This is a genomic window from Streptomyces sp. PSU-S4-23, assembly GCF_055632315.1.
On record NZ_JBVMUU010000002.1, the window covers coordinates 2,035,655 to 2,050,373 of the forward strand.

Below are 14,719 nucleotides of genomic sequence, written 5' to 3' on the forward strand. Positions count from 1 at the left end.
CGGCAAAGGGCCCCGTCCATGCACTGGACGGGGCCCTTCGACCGTGGCGTGGCGCGCGCAGCGATCAGTGGTGGCCGTGGCCGCTCGTGATCTCCTTGTACTCCTCGACCGTGGGCTTGGGGATCTGGTTGTCCTCCCCGTAGTAGGCGTTGCTGAGCTTCGCGCGCAGCTTCTGGGAGCCCTTGACCTTCCGCTCGACGCCGTTCTCGTCGACCGTCGGGCCGATCTCGACCGGCTGGTACTGCTCGTGCGCCGTGAGCGTGTGCAGCTGCTCCTGGCTGAGCGGCTCGTGGACCTCGATGAACTCACCGTGCGGCAGCCGCTTGATGATGCCCGACTCGCGGCCGTGCAGCACCTTGTCGCGGTCGCGGCGCTGGAGGCCGAGGCAGACCCGCTTGGTGATGACGAACACGAGCACCGGCATCACGAAGAACGAGATGCGGACGAACCAGGTGATCGAGTTGATCGACAGGTGGAAGTGGGTGGCCCAGAGGTCGTTTCCACCGCCGACCAGCAGCACGAAGTACCAGGCGATCCAGGCGGCGCCGAAGGCGGTGCGGGTCGGGGCGTTGCGCGGGCGGTCCAGGATGTGGTGCTCGCGCTTGTCGCCGGTGACCCACGACTCGATGAACGGGTAGACCGCGATCGCGACCAGGATCAGCGGGAAGATCACCAGGGGGATGAAGACGCCCAGGACGAGCGTGTGGCCCGCGAAGTTGATCTCCCAGCCCGGCATCGTACGGATCAGGCCCTCGGAGAAGCCCATGTACCAGTCCGGCTGGGCGCCCGTGGACACCTGGTCCGGACGGTAGGGGCCCATCGCCCAGATCGGGTTGATCTGGGCGATCGCCGCGACGATCGCGATGGCACCGAAGACCAGGAAGAAGAAGCCTCCGGCCTTCGCCATGTACACCGGCAGCAGCGGCATGCCGACCACGTTGTTGTTCGTCTTTCCGGGACCCGCGAACTGCGTGTGCTTGTGGTAGAAGACCAGGATCAGGTGGCCGACCACCAGGCCGAGCATGATGCCCGGCAGCAGCAGGATGTGGATCGAGTAGAAGCGGGCCACGAAGTCGCCGCCCGGGAACTCGCCGCCGAAGAGGAAGAACGACAGGTACGTGCCGACGATCGGCACCGACAGGATCGCGCCCTCCATGAAGCGGACACCGGTGCCGGAGAGCAGGTCGTCCGGGAGCGAGTAACCGGTGAAGCCGGTGAACATGCCCAGGACGAACAGCAGGAAGCCGAACAGCCAGTTGATCTCACGCGGCTTGCGGAACGCGCCCGTGAAGAACACGCGCATCATGTGCACGAACATGCCGGCGAGGAAGACCAGCGCCGCCCAGTGGTGGATCTGCCGGATCAGCAGACCGCCGCGGACGTCGAAGCTGATGTGCAGCGTCGAGTTGAACGCCTCGCTCATCAGCTGGCCCTGCAGCGGGACGTAGCTGCCGTGGTACTCCACCTCGTTCATCGACGGGTGGAAGAACAGCGTCAGATACACACCCGTGAGGATGATGATGATGAAGCTGTAGAGGCAGATCTCGCCCAGCATGAACGACCAGTGGTCGGGGAAGATCTTGCGCATGTTGGCCTTGGCCAGGGAGTAGATCCCCAGTCGGCCGTCCGCCCAGTCGGCGACGCGCTCGCCGGCTGGTGCCCTCCCGCGCGAGCGGGACTCGTTGGTCGTCGTAGTACTCATCCGCGCTCCCAGAAGGAAGGACCGACGGGCTCCTCGAAGTCGCCGAGCGCTTCGAGGTAACCGTCCGCGTTGACGCCGATGCGCAGCTGCGGCAGGGCGTGACCGGCCGGGCCGAAGATGACTCGGGCACCGTCGGAGAGGTCGAAGGTGGACTGGTGGCACGGGCAGAGCGCGTGGTGCGTCTGCTGCTCGTACAGGGAGATCGGGCAACCGACGTGGGTGCAGATCTTCGAGTACGCCACGATGCCCTCGTGGGACCACTCGAGTTCCTTCTTGTCCTTGATGTTGCCCGGCTGCAGCCGGACGATCATCAAGGCCGCCTTGGCGATCTCCTTCTGGAAGTCCTCGTCGGTCTCCTCCAGGCCCTCGGGCTTGGCGAAGGTCAGCGAGCCCACCGCGACGTCGGACGGACGCAGCGGCTCGTTGGTGTTCATGTTGACGAGGAGCCTGCCCTTGCGCCACGCCGTGTGCCGCAGCTTCGTCTCGGGCAGCGGGCCGAGGTCGCGCAGCAGGAAGAGACCGGAGAGCGGCACCAGGGCGACCGCGCCGAGCATCGTGTTGCGGATCAGCTTGCGCCGGCCGAGCTGGGACTCCTTGGCGCCCTGCCGGAAGTCGGCCATGACCTTCGACTTGACCTCGGGCGGCGCCTCGATCGGGTGACGCTCGTCGGCGATCTCCACGTCGGACATCAGGGTGCGGGCCCAGTGGACGGCGCCCGCGCCGATGGCGAACAGCGCCACGCCCAGCGTCACGCCCAGCGCGAAGTTCATCGCGCTGATGTGCCCGATCGGGAAGACGTAGATCGACTTGTCACCGGGGATCGTGACGTACGAGGCGATGAAGCCGAGGGTGGCCAGCATCGACACGGTGAACAGCAGGGCGACCGTGCGCTCGGAGCGCTTGGCGGCGCGCGCGTCGATGTCCTGGATGCGGTGCTCGTGGGGCGGGAGGCCCGGGTCGGCGAACGGGTTCTCCTCGTCCGCCACCGTCACGGCACCTGGTGCGGTGTCCTGCTCAGCGGGCAGGTTCTCTTCTGGAATGTCTTGGCTACTCATGACTTCTTGGCCTTTGCGGTCCGAGCGGCGACCCAGACGGCGACCGCGATCAGGGCGCCCAGTCCGAAGATCCAGGCGAACAGGCCCTCGGAGACCGGACCGAGACCGCCCAGCTCGAGGCCGCCCGGGTTCTCCGTCTGGTCACCGTTGACCGCGTTCAGGTAGGCGATGATGTCCTTCTTGTTCTGCTGGGACATCGTGGTGTCGGGGAAGGACGGCATGTTCTGCGGGCCGGTCTGCATGGCCTCGTAGATGTGCTTCGGGTCGACGCCCTCAAGGGTCGGTGCGAACTTGCCGTGCGTCAGCGCGCCGCCCTTGCCGGTGAAGTTGTGGCACTGCGCGCAGTTGGTCCGGAAGAGGTCACCGCCCTTGGCGATGTCGGCGCCCTCGGGGCTGTAGTCGTTCTTCGACGGGACGGCCGGGCCGGCGCCGAGGGAGGCGACGTACGCCGCGAGCTGGTCGATCTGGGCCTGCGTGTAGATGTTCTTCTTCTTCGGGACCTGGGCGCCCTGCGAGGTCGCGGCCGGCATACGGCCGGTGCCGACCTGGAAGTCGACGGCCGCCGCGCCGACGCCGACCAGACTCGGGCCGTCGGAGCTGCCCTGACCGCCGGTGCCGTGGCAACTGGCGCAGCCCACCGAGTAGAGCTTCTTGCCCTCCTCGATGGCGAGGGACTGGGCGCTGTCATCGGCCTGCGCCTTGTCCGCGGGCGCGAACGCGGCGTAGAGCCCCCCGGAGAGCGTCAGCGCGATGAGTAGGACGACGAGCGCCGCCATCGGATGGCGTCGTCGTGCGGAGAGCTTTTTCACGGATTACCCCGGTGTCAGGATCTTCTGCGTCGATGCTTCTGGAATTGGGACCGGTTCGTCGCGGGCGATCGGTTCTCCCGGATCGGGTGACCGTCCGCCGCGGCCAGCGGCCGTCTACTTGATCATGTAGATCGTGGCGAAGAGGCCGATCCAGACGACATCGACGAAGTGCCAGTAGTAGGACACGACGATGGCGGCGGTCGCCTGCTCGTGAGTGAACCTGCGCGCCGCGTAGGTGCGGCCCAGGACCAGGAGGAAGGCCACGAGGCCGCCCGTCACGTGCAGGCCGTGGAAGCCGGTGGTCAGGTAGAAGACCGAGCCGTAGGGGTCGGAGGAGAGCGAGAGGCCCTCCTCCTTGACCAGGCTCGTGTATTCGAAGACCTGACCGCCGATGAAGATCGCACCCATGATGAAGGTGACGATGAACCAGCCCCGGAGCTTCTTCACGTCACCGCGCTCGGCGGCGAACACGCCGAGCTGACAGGTCAGGGAGGAGAGCACCAGGATGGTGGTGTTGGTGGCCGAGAACGGGAAGTTGAGATGGCTGGCCATCTCCTTCCAGTGGTCCGGCCCGGTCACCGATCGAAGGGTGAAGTACATCGCGAAGAGGGCCGCGAAGAACATCAGCTCGGAGCTCAGCCAAATGATGGTTCCGACGCTGGTGAGGTTCGGTCGATTGACCGACGGGTGCGCGTGCCCGGTGTCTACTGTCGTTGCTGTCGCCACGACCGACATTATGTCGGGCGCTTATCTCGCCCTCACTCCGGGGGGTGCCGTTCGGGGTGTCCCCGCCCTGTGGACTGCCCGGATGGCCCATCGAAGCCTCGTCCGAACAGCTGTTGACCTCGTGTTCAAGGGAGTAGCATCCGGCGCAACGGCTTGTTCCGTATGACGCCGACGTCCCGGAGGAATGATGCAGCCGACCGCCACGGTGCTGGTCTACAGCGACGACGCCAACACCCGCGAACAGGTCCGGCTAGCTGCCGGGCGCAGGCCGGCCCCGGACGTGCCCGTGGTCGAGTTCGTGGAGTGCGCCACGCCTGGAGCCGTCATCAGGGAGCTGGACAAGGGCGGCATCGACGTGTGCGTGCTCGACGGCGAGGCCGTGCCGATGGGCGGCATGGGCGTCTGCCGGCAGATCAAGGACGAGGTCTTCCAGTGCCCGCCGGTGCTGCTGCTGATCGCACGGCCGCAGGACGCGTGGCTGGCGACCTGGAGCCGCGCCGACACGGCCGTGGCGCTGCCGGTGGAGCCGGTGGAGTTCGCCTCCGCTCTGGCCACTCTGCTGCGCCGCAAGGCCCTTGTGAGGGCCTGAGAGACGGGCCGGGCGGGAAGGGTGCGGCTGCCGGCCGTTCGCCCCGCTGTGCGGCCGTACGACGCGGCCGGACGGGGTTCCGGCCGCGCGGGAGCGTGGGCTCAGACCGTCTCCGGGCGCAGCCTCGCCCGGTCCGCGGCGGCGGCCGGGGAGGTCCCGGGGGTCAGGGCACTGCCCTTGCGCCACTTGTTCCAGTCGAGGTTCCAGTCACCGAAGCCGTTGCCGAACGGGGGCATCTGCTGGCCCTTGGAGTTGACGACCTGGACTATGTCGCCGACCCGTACGGTGTTGTAGAACCACTGGGCGTACTGGTTGCTCATCCCGGTGCATCCGTGGCTGACGTTGGAGTACCCCTGGAAGTCGACGGACCAGGGCGCGGCGTGCACGTACTCACCGCTCCAGGTCACCCGGGTCGCCCAGTAGACCAGCAGGTCGAACGAGTCCGACGAGTTCTCCGAGATGCCGATGGTGGTCCCGCGCATCCGTACGGGGCTCTCCTTGGACAGCACGACCTTGATCCCGTTGCGGGTGTCGTAGCCGGCCCTGCCGGTGGTGACGGGGATCTCCTTGATCACCTCGCCGTCCCTGTAGACCGTCATCCGGTGCGCCGCCGCGTCCGTCAGGGCGACGATCCGGTCCCCCGTGGTGAGCTTCAGCGGCTTTGTCTCGCCGCCCCAGAGGCGGTCGCCGATCTTCACTCCCGCGAGGTTGCTGTGGACCGTGATGGTGGCGTGGGCGGGCCAGTAGTCCTTGGGGCGGTAGTGCAGCGTCTTGTCGTCCACCCAGTACCAGGAGCCCTGGACCGCGGGCACGGAGTCCACCCTGAGGGCGCTCTCCACGGCCGCCCGGGAGGCCCTGTCCTTCACGGGGGCGCTCAGTTCGGCGGTGACCGGCTGACCGACGCCGTACGTGCCCGGCTTCGGGCCGAACGTGACGTTCAGCACCTTCTTGGTCGTGGGGGTGCCGGTGTCGAAGTCGATGACCTTGCGGCCGGGGGCCCCGTCCTCGTCCTCCGTGCTCACCCGGACCGTGTAGTGGGCACCGGCGGCCAGCGGTGAGGTGCTGTGCCAGCGGCTGCCGTCGGCGGAGAGTTCCCCGGCCACCTGGCGTCCCCGGCTGTCGGTGGCCGTGACATCCGTGATGCGCGCGTTCGAGTCGGAGACGGTGATCTCCACCGGTTTGCCGGGGTCGGCCTTCTTCTTCGTACTGACGTTGTAGCTGATCTGCCCCGCCGCGTCGTACGGCTTCGCCGAGAGCGGGTCGCCGTCGGACGTGCAGGCGCCGAGGCCCACGCCGAAGGCGATCACCAGCAGGGTGCAGCTGACGACCGTGCGGTTTCGCGGTGAGTGGCTCATGAGATCACGCTAAGAATGTCCGTCAAGCACGGCGCGCCGAGTGACCCGTACGAGGGAAGGAAGAGGGAGCGAAAGAGGGAGCCCGGACCCTCCTGACGGAGTGTCCGGGCTCTCTCGTGCGCCGGGCGCGAATCTGCCGGGTGCTACTGGGTGCGGTTCTCACCGCGGTAGTACTCGAAGACCCAGCCCCACAGGCCCACCAGGATGAACGGGGCCGCGAAGTACATCAGCCACCAGCCGATCGCGACGCCCAGGAAGGCGAGCGCACCTCCGAGGCCGAGGGCGAGCGGCTGCCAGCTGTGCGGGCTGAAGAAGCCGAGCTCACCGGCGTCGTCCGCGACATCGGCCTCCTTGTTGTCCTGGGCGCCCGCGTCGACCCGCCGGGCCGTGAAGGCCAGGTAGTAGCCGACCATCACGCTCAGGCCGAAGGACAGGAAGAGTGCGGTGGTACCGGCCGGCTCCTTCGCCCACACGCCGTAGACGATGGCCATGATGAGAAAGAAGAGAGCCAGCCAGAGGAACATCTTGCCCTGGATCTTCACTTGCCGGCCTCCTTGCCACCAGCGACGGCCCTGCTACCGGCACCGGCACCCATGTACTCCAGCTGCTCGAGCGCGGTGATCTCCGGGTGGTGCAGGTCGAAGGCGGGCGCTTCGGAGCGGATCCGCGGCAGCGTGATGAAGTTGTGCCGCGGCGGCGGGCAGGTGGTGGCCCATTCGAGCGACCGGCCGTAGCCCCACGGGTCGTCCACGCCGACCGGCTTGCCGTACTTGGCCGTCTTCCAGACGTTGTAGAAGAACGGCAGGACCGACAGGCCGAGCACGAACGAGAAGATCGTCGAGATCGTGTTCAGGGCGGTGAAGCCGTCGGCCGCGAGGTAGTCCGCGTAACGCCGCGGCATGCCCTCCACGCCCAGCCAGTGCTGGACCAGGAAGGTGCCGTGGAAGCCGACGAAGAGCATCCAGAAGGTCACCTTGCCCAGGCGCTCGTCGAGCAACTTGCCGGTGAACTTCGGCCACCAGAAGTGGAATCCGGCGAACATCGCGAACACGACCGTGCCGAAGACCACGTAGTGGAAGTGCGCCACCACGAAGTACGAGTCCGAGATGTGGAAGTCCATCGGCGGCGCGGCCAGGATGACGCCGGTCAGACCACCGAACACGAAGGTGATCAGGAAGCCGGTCGCCCACAGCATCGGCGTCTCGAAGGACAGCGAGCCCTTCCACATCGTTCCGATCCAGTTGAAGAACTTCACGCCGGTGGGTACGGCGATGAGGAACGTCATGAAGGAGAAGAACGGGAGCAGGACGCCACCGGTGACGTACATGTGGTGCGCCCACACCGTCACCGACAGTCCGGCGATGGCGATCGTGGCGCCGATCAGGCCCGTGTAGCCGAACATCGGCTTACGGCTGAAGACCGGGATGACCTCGGAGATGATGCCGAAGAACGGCAGCGCGATGATGTACACCTCGGGGTGGCCGAAGAACCAGAAGAGGTGCTGCCACAGCAGGGCACCGCCGTTGGTCGCGTCGAACACGTGGGCGCCGAACTTCCGGTCCGCCTCCAGGGCGAACAGCGCCGCGGCGAGGACCGGGAACACGATCAGGGCCAGCACCGCGGTCAGCAGCACGTTCCACACGAAGATCGGCAGGCGGAACATGGTCATGCCGGGGGCCCGCATGCAGATGATCGTGGTGATGAAGTTGACCGAGCCGAGGATCGTTCCGAAACCGGAGAGGGCCAGGCCCATGATCCACATGTCGCCGCCGATACCCGGCGAATGGATCGCGTCCGACAGGGGTGCGTACGCGAACCACCCGAAGTCGGCCGCGCCCTCGGGGGTGAGGAAACCGCCGACCGCGACGAGCGAGCCGAGCAGGTAGAGCCAGTAGGCGAACATGTTCAGCCGCGGGAACGCCACGTCGGGCGCGCCGATCTGCAGCGGCATGATCCAGTTCGTGAAACCGGCGAACAGCGGCGTCGCGAACATCAGCAGCATGACCGTGCCGTGCATCGTGAACGCCTGGTTGAACTGCTCGTTCGACATCACCTGCAGACCCGGCCGGGCGAGTTCCGCACGCATCAGCAGCGCCATGACGCCACCGATGCAGAAGAACGCGAACGACGTGGCCAGATACAGCGTGCCGATCGTCTTGTGGTCGGTGGTGGTCAGCCACTTGACGACGGTGCTGCCGGGCTGCTTGCGCCTGACCGGCGACCCGCTCTCGTACGAGCTCGCGGCCGCGGCGGCACCCTGGGGTTCATTGAGGATGCTCACAGTTCATTCACCTCCCGGTTCTTCTCGTGGCCCGTCTGCGCGATGCCAGCGGGGATGTAACCGGTCTGCCCCTTCTTGGCCAGGTCCTTCAGATGCTGCTCGTAACGCTCGGGCGAGACGATCTTCACGTTGAACAGCATGCGGGAGTGGTCGACGCCGCAGAGTTCGGCGCACTTGCCCAGGTAGGTCCCCTCCTTGCTGGGGACCACCTGGAACGCGTTGGTGTGGCCGGGGATGACGTCGCGCTTCATCAGGAACGGCACCACCCAGAAGGAGTGGATGACGTCACGCGAGGTGAGGACGAAGCGGACGGTCTTGCCCTTGGGGAGCCACAGGGTGGGACCGGGGTTGCCCGTCTGCGGGTTGCGCGTGGCGGGCGTGCCGATGTCGTAGACACCGCCGGCGTTCGCCGGGAACTCCGACTTGTACCGGTCCGGAATGGCGGCCAGGTTCGCGTCGGTCTTCGCGTCGCCGGACACGCCGTCGACGGGGGAGACGTAGTTGAAGCCCCAGCTCCACTGGAAGCCGACGACGTTGATGGTGACGTCGGGCTTCTTGGACATGTCGAGGAGCTTCGACTCGTCACGGGCGGTGAAGTAGAAGAGGACCGAGATGATGAGGAGGGGGACAACCGTGTACAACGCCTCGATCGGCATGTTGTAGCGGGTCTGCCGAGGAACCTCGACCTTGGTGCGGCTGCGCCGGTGGAAGAATGCGCTCCACAGGATCAGGCCCCAGACAAGGCAGCCGACGGCGAGCGCGGCCGCCCAGGAGCCCTGCCACAGGGAGAGGATCCGAGGAGCCTCCTCCGTGACCGGGGTGGGCATACCAAGGCGGGGGAAGTCCTTGTATGTGCAACCGGTGGCGGTCGCCAGGACCAGGCCCGCGGTCAGTGCCTGCAGCAGCTTCCGCCGCATCGGGCGCCGCAGCGAGCGGTCGGAGCCGTTGGGACTCACGTAGCGCCTTCCCGAGAGTCTCGCCCGCGCGCCCGGCTGCGGCCTTTTTGCTGGTCGGTCGCCGCCCTGCGTCGGGCAGGGGTTTGATGTTTATGCGGACCAAACCCTACTGGACGCCATTTTGGGTCGCGCGGGGAGGGTGCCCAACGCGCCGCCCGACACCCCGAAGGGGCGACTTCGCCGTCCGGGGGACGGCCCCGGGACGGCCCTCGGACCCCCGAAGTACCGGCCCTGGCGGCCATCTGACGGGACCTTCGGATCCCGTGCCGGGCCGGGCCGTTCGCGCGCGTTAGCGTTGCGGTGTGTCCTACTTCGACGCCGCATCCGCCGCCCCCCTCCACCCCGTCGCCCGGCAGGCCCTGCTGGCCTCGCTCGACGAGGGATGGGCCGATCCCTCCCGGCTGTACCGCGAGGGGCGGCGGGCCCGGCTGCTGCTGGACGCCGCGCGCGAGGCGGCCGCCGAGGCGGTGGGCTGCCGCCCGGACGAGCTGGTCTTCACCCCGTCCGGCACCCGGGCGGTGCACACCGGTGTCGAGGGGGCCCTGGCGGGCCGCCGCAGGAGCGGACGTCACCTGATCGTGTCCGCGGTCGAGCACTCCTCCGTGCTCCATTCGGCGGAGTGCTTCGAGTCGGCCGGCGGAACGGTGACCCGGGTGCCGGTCTCCCGCACGGGCGCCGTCACCCCCGAGGCATACCGGGACGCACTGCGCCCGGACACCGCGCTGGCGTGTCTGCAGTCGGCCAACCACGAGGTGGGGACGGTGCAGCCGGTCGCCGAGGTGGCCGCCGTGTGCCGGGAGGCCGGCGTGCCGCTGCTGGTGGACGCGGCGCAGTCGGTGGGCTGGGGCCCGGTGGAGGGCGACTGGTCGGTGCTGACCGCCAGTGCACACAAATGGGGTGGACCCTCCGGTGTCGGACTTCTCGTGGTGCGCAAAGGGGTGCGGTTCGCCCCTCAAGGGCCCGCGGACGAGCGGGAGTCGGGTCGGGCGGCCGGCTTCGAGAACATCCCGGCCGTGGTGGCGGCCGTCGCCTCCCTGCGGGCGGTGCGGGCGGAGGCGGCCGGGGAGGCGGTACGGCTGCGGGAGCTGACGGAGCGGATCCGGGGGCGCGTGCCGGATCTCGTACCGGATGTGGAGGTGGTGGGCGACCCGGACCGCAGACTGCCCGGGATCGTCACCTTCTCCTGTCTCTATGTCGACGGGGAGGCATTGCTGCACGAGCTGGACAGGTCGGGCTTCTCCGTCTCCTCCGGGTCGTCGTGCACGAGCAGCACACTGACGCCGAGCCACGTACTGAAGGCGATGGGGGTGCTCAGCGAGGGCAACGTCCGGGTGTCGCTGCCGCCGGGCACGCCCGCGGAGGAGGTCGACCGCTTCCTCTCGGCGCTGCCGGGCGCGGTGGCGGCGGTGCGCGAGAAGCTCGGCGCGCCCTCTCCCCGCACGGCCGCGGGCGAGGGTGTCCTCGTCGTCGACGCCCTCGGCAAGCGCTGCCCGATCCCGGTGATCGAGCTGGCGAAGGTCATCGGGGAGGTCCCGGTGGGCGGGACGGTCCGCGTCCTGGCGGACGACGAGGCGGCACGGCTGGACATCCCGGCGTGGTGCGAGATGCGGGGGCAGGAGTACGTGGGCGAGGAGCCGGCGGAAGGGGGCCGCGCCTTCCTGGTCCGCCGGCTCTCCTAGAGGGGCCGCCCGCGCCCGGTGTCAGAGCAGGTGCTCCTTGACCTCCATGGCGGCGTCGTCGCCGTAGGCCTTGGTGAAGCGCTCCATGAAGTGGGCGCGGCGCAGCTGGTACTCCTGGGTGCCCACCGTCTCGATGACGAGCGTGGCGAGCATGCAGCCGATCTGGGCCGCGCGCTCCAGCGACACGCCCCAGGCCAGGCCCGACAGGAAGCCCGCGCGGAAGGCGTCGCCGACGCCCGTCGGGTCGGCCTTCGCCGTCTCGTCGGGCACGCCGACCTCGATCGGCTCCCGGCCGGACCGCTCGACGCGTACGCCGCGGGCGCCGAGCGTCGTCACCCGGTGGCCCACCCGGGCCAGGATCTCGCCGTCCGACCAGCCGGTCTTGGTCTCGATGAGCCCCTTCTCGTACTCGTTGGAGAAGAGGTAGGTCGCCCCGTCCAGCAGTATCCGCACCTCGTCGCCGCTCATGCGCGCGATCTGCTGCGAGAAGTCGGCGGCGAACGGGATGGACCGCGTGCGGCACTCCTCGGTGTGGCGCAGCATCGCCTCCGGGTCGTCCGCGCCGATCAGCACCAGGTCGAGGCCGCCGACCCGATCGGCGACCGTCTTCAGCTCGATGAGCCGGGCCTCGCTCATCGCACCGGTGTAGAAGGAGCCGATCTGGTTGTGGTCGGCGTCGGTGGTGCAGACGAAACGGGCCGTGTGCTGGGTCTCGGAGATGCGCACGGACTCCGTGTCCACTCCGTGCCGCTCCAGCCACGCCCGGTACTCGTCGAAGTCCGAGCCGGCCGCGCCCACCAGGATCGGGCTGGTGCCGAGCTGCCCCATGCCGAAGGCGATGTTGGCGCCCACCCCGCCGCGGCGGACGTCGAGGCGGTCGACCAGGAAGGAGAGCGAGACCGTGTGCAGCTGGTCCGCGACGAACTGGTCGGCGAAGCGGCCGGGGAACGTCATGAGGTGGTCGGTGGCGATGGAGCCGGTGACTGCGATACGCACGGCGAGGACACGCTCCTGTGGAGGGAGGGGGATTGACGGTTCACGCTACCCGGTTCACCCGCGCCCCTGAAGCAGGCAAAACTACCCGATAGTAGATCTTTCTCGGTGGGCCCGGAGCTGCCTACGGTCTTGTCATGACGAAGCTCGAGGTCCATGGCACCGCCCCGCTCGACCAGGAAGGAGACCTGGCGTCGCTGCGCGGTGACTGCGCCCGTATGGTCCCGCACTGGGCCGCCCCGGAGAGGGCCGCGTCCCGGCCCGTTCCGCCGTCCCTGATCCACGGGGTCTCGGTGCCGGCCGCCTCGGCCCGCCTCCTGGACGCCATGTCCGAGTACGGGGACTGAGCAGGCGCCCCCCGGGACCGGGCGCGCCCCCCGAGGGAACCATGCGCTCCCCCGGTGCGTCCCATCGCTGTCCCCCGTACGAGGGAGGCGGCGTACGGCCTTCCGTGTCCCTTCCGGTCACGGCGGGGTCTCCTGGGACAGCAGCGGATCCGAAGGAGCGATGCGGTGAACACCGAGCGACCCGACGACGCGCGTGACGCCGGCGAGGTCACCGAGGACGCGGGCGGGGCCGTGCCGCTGCGGCGGCGTTCCCCGGTGGTCGTCGCCTCGGTGGCGGCCGCGGTCCTGCTCGTCGCGGGCGGCGGGGCGTATCTCGCCGCGACCACGTCCGGCGGCACGGGCGGGTCCTCGGCGCCGGGCGGTGACGGCACTCCCCCGGCGCTGGCCCTCGACGGCTATGCCACGGGCGGCGGGGCCGGTGACGGGGCCGGCATCGCGGTGGGCGAGCCCAACCCGTACGGCATGACGTACCGCGCCACGGGCACGCTCCCCGACGGCCCGGCATCAGCGCCGGTGTACCGGGCGACGGGCGAGGTGACGCGCGACGAGGTCGCCCGGCTCGCCCGGGCGCTGGACGTGAGCGGCACCCCGAAGCCGGCCGGCGGGGCCTGGACGGTCGGGGTGACCAAGGACGGCTCCGAGCCCGTGCTGCGGGTGAACCGGCAGGCGCCGGGGACCTGGACGTTCAGCCGGTACCCGTACGGGTCCGACAACCGCTGCACGGGAGTCAAGCCGTGCGCTCCCCGCCAGGACCTCGTCCACCCCGTGAGCGAGGCCGCCGCGAAGAAGGCGGCCGCGCCGGTGCTGAGGGCGGCGGGCCAGGAGGGCGCCGCCCTCGACGCCCGCCAGGTGATGGGCTCCCTGCGGGTGGTCAACGCCGACCCGACGATCGGCGGGCTGCCCACGCACGGCTGGTCGACCGGCGTCCAGGTGGCGGCGGACGGCCGGATCGTCGGCGGCAGCGGGAACCTGAAGGCGCCGGTGAAGGGCGCCGTCTACCCGGTCGTCGACGCGAAGCGGACGCTGGATCTGATGAACGGCGCGCCCCCGTCGTACGGCCGCAAGGGCATCGGGGGCTGCGCGAGCCCCGTACCGCTCAAGGACCGGGACGAGGCACCGTGCGGGTCGTCCACCGCGGCGCCGGAGCGCGCCTCGGCGCCCGTGCTGGGCGCGGTGTTCGGGCTCGCGCGGCACTCCGTGGACGCGCGGGCGGTGCTGGTGCCGTCGTGGCTGTTCGAGGTGCGGCCGGCCGGGTCCCGGGACACGGTCACGGTGACGTATCCGGCGGTGGACCCGCGGTATCTGACCGCGCCGCAGCCGCCCGGGCAGCCGGGCGGAACGCCGGTCCCGCGGACGAGCGGACCCGCTCGCCCGCCGGCGCCGGCGCCGGCGAAGCGCGATGTGAAGGTGATGGGTTACACCGCCGACGGCAGGGATCTCACCATCGCCTACGAGGGCGGGGTGTGCGCCGACTACGCGGCGTCCGTGAGCGAGGGCCCCGGCCGGGTGACGGTGACCGTGACCGAGACGCCCTGGCCGGGCAGGGTGGTCTGCATCATGATCGCCAAGATCTACCACGAGACGCTGCATCTGAAGGCGCCGCTGGACGGCCGCGAGGTGGTGGGCTCGGACGGCCGGGCGATCGCGCGGGAGGCGGCGGGCACGCTGCCCTCCGAGGGGGCGGGGCCCCCGCTGGCGCGGTAGGCGCGCCTCACGGACGCGGAGCCGTGAAGGCGGACCTACGAAGGCGGCGCCCCCTGTCAGGGGGCGCCGCCTTCACACACCTGCCGATGGAGCGTGCTCAGCTCGTGCTCAGCTGAAGGAGTCGCCGCAGGCGCAGGAACCCGTCGCGTTCGGGTTGTCGATCGTGAAGCCCTGCTTCTCGATGGTGTCGACGAAGTCGACGGTGGCGCCGCCCAGGTACGGGGCGCTCATGCGGTCGGTGACGACCTTGACCCCGCCGAAGTCCTTCTCCACGTCGCCGTCGAGGGACCGCTCGTCGAAGAACAGCTGGTAGCGAAGGCCGGAGCAGCCACCGGGCTGGACCGCGACGCGCAGCGCGAGGTCGTCACGGCCTTCCTGGTCGAGCAGGGCCTTGACCTTGGCCGCGGCGGCGTCGGTCAGGATGATGCCGTCGGTGACGGTGGTGGTCTCGTCCTGTACGGACATCTACATCTCTCCCGGGTCGTACGGAGACTGCTTGCCGACGAATGCAAACCCGCGTGGC

At 69.3% G+C, this 14,719-nt stretch carries 14 protein-coding genes; 4 read left to right on the top strand and 10 right to left on the bottom strand.

Annotated elements, in window-relative coordinates:
- Positions 1–64 precede the first annotated feature (64 nt).
- The 4 genes from qcrB to ctaE form a co-directional block, all read right to left on the bottom strand.
- Positions 65–1,702, bottom strand: coding sequence for a cytochrome bc1 complex cytochrome b subunit (gene qcrB, locus ACZ79I_RS10090; protein WP_471496197.1), 1,638 nt, complete (start codon positions 1,700–1,702; stop codon positions 65–67).
- Positions 1,699–2,757, bottom strand: a complete 1,059-nt coding sequence (qcrA, locus tag ACZ79I_RS10095) for a cytochrome bc1 complex Rieske iron-sulfur subunit (RefSeq protein WP_471496199.1) — start codon at positions 2,755–2,757, stop codon at positions 1,699–1,701. Before qcrA ends, qcrB begins: the two co-directional genes overlap by 4 nt.
- The gene (qcrC, locus tag ACZ79I_RS10100; RefSeq protein WP_471496201.1) at positions 2,754–3,566 is read right to left on the bottom strand and encodes a cytochrome bc1 complex diheme cytochrome c subunit; all 813 of its coding nucleotides are present in this window, start codon (positions 3,564–3,566) and stop codon (positions 2,754–2,756) included. The genes qcrA and qcrC overlap by 4 nt, the downstream gene beginning before the upstream one ends.
- 114 nt (positions 3,567–3,680) lie before the next feature.
- The gene (ctaE, locus tag ACZ79I_RS10105; RefSeq protein WP_471496203.1) at positions 3,681–4,301 is read right to left on the bottom strand and encodes an aa3-type cytochrome oxidase subunit III; all 621 of its coding nucleotides are present in this window, start codon (positions 4,299–4,301) and stop codon (positions 3,681–3,683) included.
- Positions 4,302–4,479: 178 nt separating this feature from the next.
- On the opposite strand from ctaE, the gene ACZ79I_RS10110 reads away from it, so the two are divergent.
- On the top strand, positions 4,480–4,881 hold the full coding sequence (locus ACZ79I_RS10110; RefSeq protein WP_471504855.1) for a response regulator: 402 nt from the start codon (positions 4,480–4,482) through the stop codon (positions 4,879–4,881).
- Between the two features lie 101 nt (positions 4,882–4,982).
- Here ACZ79I_RS10110 and ACZ79I_RS10115 read toward each other — a convergent pair whose 3' ends face one another.
- From ACZ79I_RS10115 to ctaC, 4 genes are all read right to left on the bottom strand, one after another.
- Positions 4,983–6,236, bottom strand: a complete 1,254-nt coding sequence (locus ACZ79I_RS10115) for a L,D-transpeptidase (RefSeq protein ID WP_471496205.1) — start codon at positions 6,234–6,236, stop codon at positions 4,983–4,985.
- A gap of 143 nt (positions 6,237–6,379) precedes the next feature.
- On the bottom strand, positions 6,380–6,778 hold the full coding sequence (locus tag ACZ79I_RS10120; protein ID WP_471496207.1) for a cytochrome c oxidase subunit 4: 399 nt from the start codon (positions 6,776–6,778) through the stop codon (positions 6,380–6,382).
- Positions 6,775–8,517: an aa3-type cytochrome oxidase subunit I gene (gene ctaD, locus ACZ79I_RS10125; protein WP_471496209.1), complete on the bottom strand. Its 1,743-nt coding sequence runs from the start codon at positions 8,515–8,517 to the stop codon at positions 6,775–6,777. The genes ACZ79I_RS10120 and ctaD overlap by 4 nt, the downstream gene beginning before the upstream one ends.
- Complete coding sequence (ctaC, locus tag ACZ79I_RS10130; RefSeq protein WP_471496211.1) at positions 8,514–9,473, bottom strand: aa3-type cytochrome oxidase subunit II; 960 nt, start codon at positions 9,471–9,473, stop codon at positions 8,514–8,516. Before ctaC ends, ctaD begins: the two co-directional genes overlap by 4 nt.
- Positions 9,474–9,775: 302 nt before the next feature.
- Here ctaC and ACZ79I_RS10135 point away from each other — a divergent pair, with 302 nt between their 5' ends.
- On the top strand, positions 9,776–11,152 hold the full coding sequence (locus tag ACZ79I_RS10135; protein ID WP_471496213.1) for an aminotransferase class V-fold PLP-dependent enzyme: 1,377 nt from the start codon (positions 9,776–9,778) through the stop codon (positions 11,150–11,152).
- 21 nt (positions 11,153–11,173) lie between these two features.
- On the opposite strand, the gene ACZ79I_RS10140 is transcribed toward ACZ79I_RS10135, so the two are convergent.
- The gene (locus ACZ79I_RS10140) at positions 11,174–12,148 is read right to left on the bottom strand and encodes a carbohydrate kinase family protein (RefSeq protein WP_471496215.1); all 975 of its coding nucleotides are present in this window, start codon (positions 12,146–12,148) and stop codon (positions 11,174–11,176) included.
- A gap of 134 nt (positions 12,149–12,282) precedes the next feature.
- On the opposite strand from ACZ79I_RS10140, the gene ACZ79I_RS10145 reads away from it, so the two are divergent.
- Both ACZ79I_RS10145 and ACZ79I_RS10150 read left to right on the top strand, forming a co-directional pair.
- Entirely contained in the window at positions 12,283–12,492 is a 210-nt protein-coding gene (locus tag ACZ79I_RS10145; protein ID WP_471496217.1) for a hypothetical protein, read from the top strand.
- Between the two features lie 165 nt (positions 12,493–12,657).
- On the top strand, positions 12,658–14,196 hold the full coding sequence (locus ACZ79I_RS10150; RefSeq protein ID WP_471496219.1) for a hypothetical protein: 1,539 nt from the start codon (positions 12,658–12,660) through the stop codon (positions 14,194–14,196).
- 108 nt (positions 14,197–14,304) lie between these two features.
- Here ACZ79I_RS10150 and ACZ79I_RS10155 read toward each other — a convergent pair whose 3' ends face one another.
- On the bottom strand, positions 14,305–14,661 hold the full coding sequence (locus ACZ79I_RS10155) for an iron-sulfur cluster assembly accessory protein (protein ID WP_366028572.1): 357 nt from the start codon (positions 14,659–14,661) through the stop codon (positions 14,305–14,307).
- Positions 14,662–14,719 lie beyond the last annotated feature (58 nt).

Excerpts from the sequence above, each read along its gene's own strand:
- ACZ79I_RS10115 (WP_471496205.1), bottom strand. The coding sequence starts at position 6,236 with ATGAGCCACTCACCGCGAAACCGCACGGTCGTCAGCTGCACCCTGCTG.
- ACZ79I_RS10155 (WP_366028572.1), bottom strand. The coding sequence starts at position 14,661 with ATGTCCGTACAGGACGAGACCACCACCGTCACCGACGGCATCATCCTG.
- ACZ79I_RS10110 (WP_471504855.1), top strand. The coding sequence starts at position 4,480 with ATGCAGCCGACCGCCACGGTGCTGGTCTACAGCGACGACGCCAACACC.
- qcrB (WP_471496197.1), bottom strand. The coding sequence starts at position 1,702 with ATGAGTACTACGACGACCAACGAGTCCCGCTCGCGCGGGAGGGCACCA.
- qcrA (WP_471496199.1), bottom strand. The coding sequence starts at position 2,757 with ATGAGTAGCCAAGACATTCCAGAAGAGAACCTGCCCGCTGAGCAGGAC.
- ACZ79I_RS10145 (WP_471496217.1), top strand. The coding sequence starts at position 12,283 with ATGACGAAGCTCGAGGTCCATGGCACCGCCCCGCTCGACCAGGAAGGA.
- ctaE (WP_471496203.1), bottom strand. The coding sequence starts at position 4,301 with ATGTCGGTCGTGGCGACAGCAACGACAGTAGACACCGGGCACGCGCAC.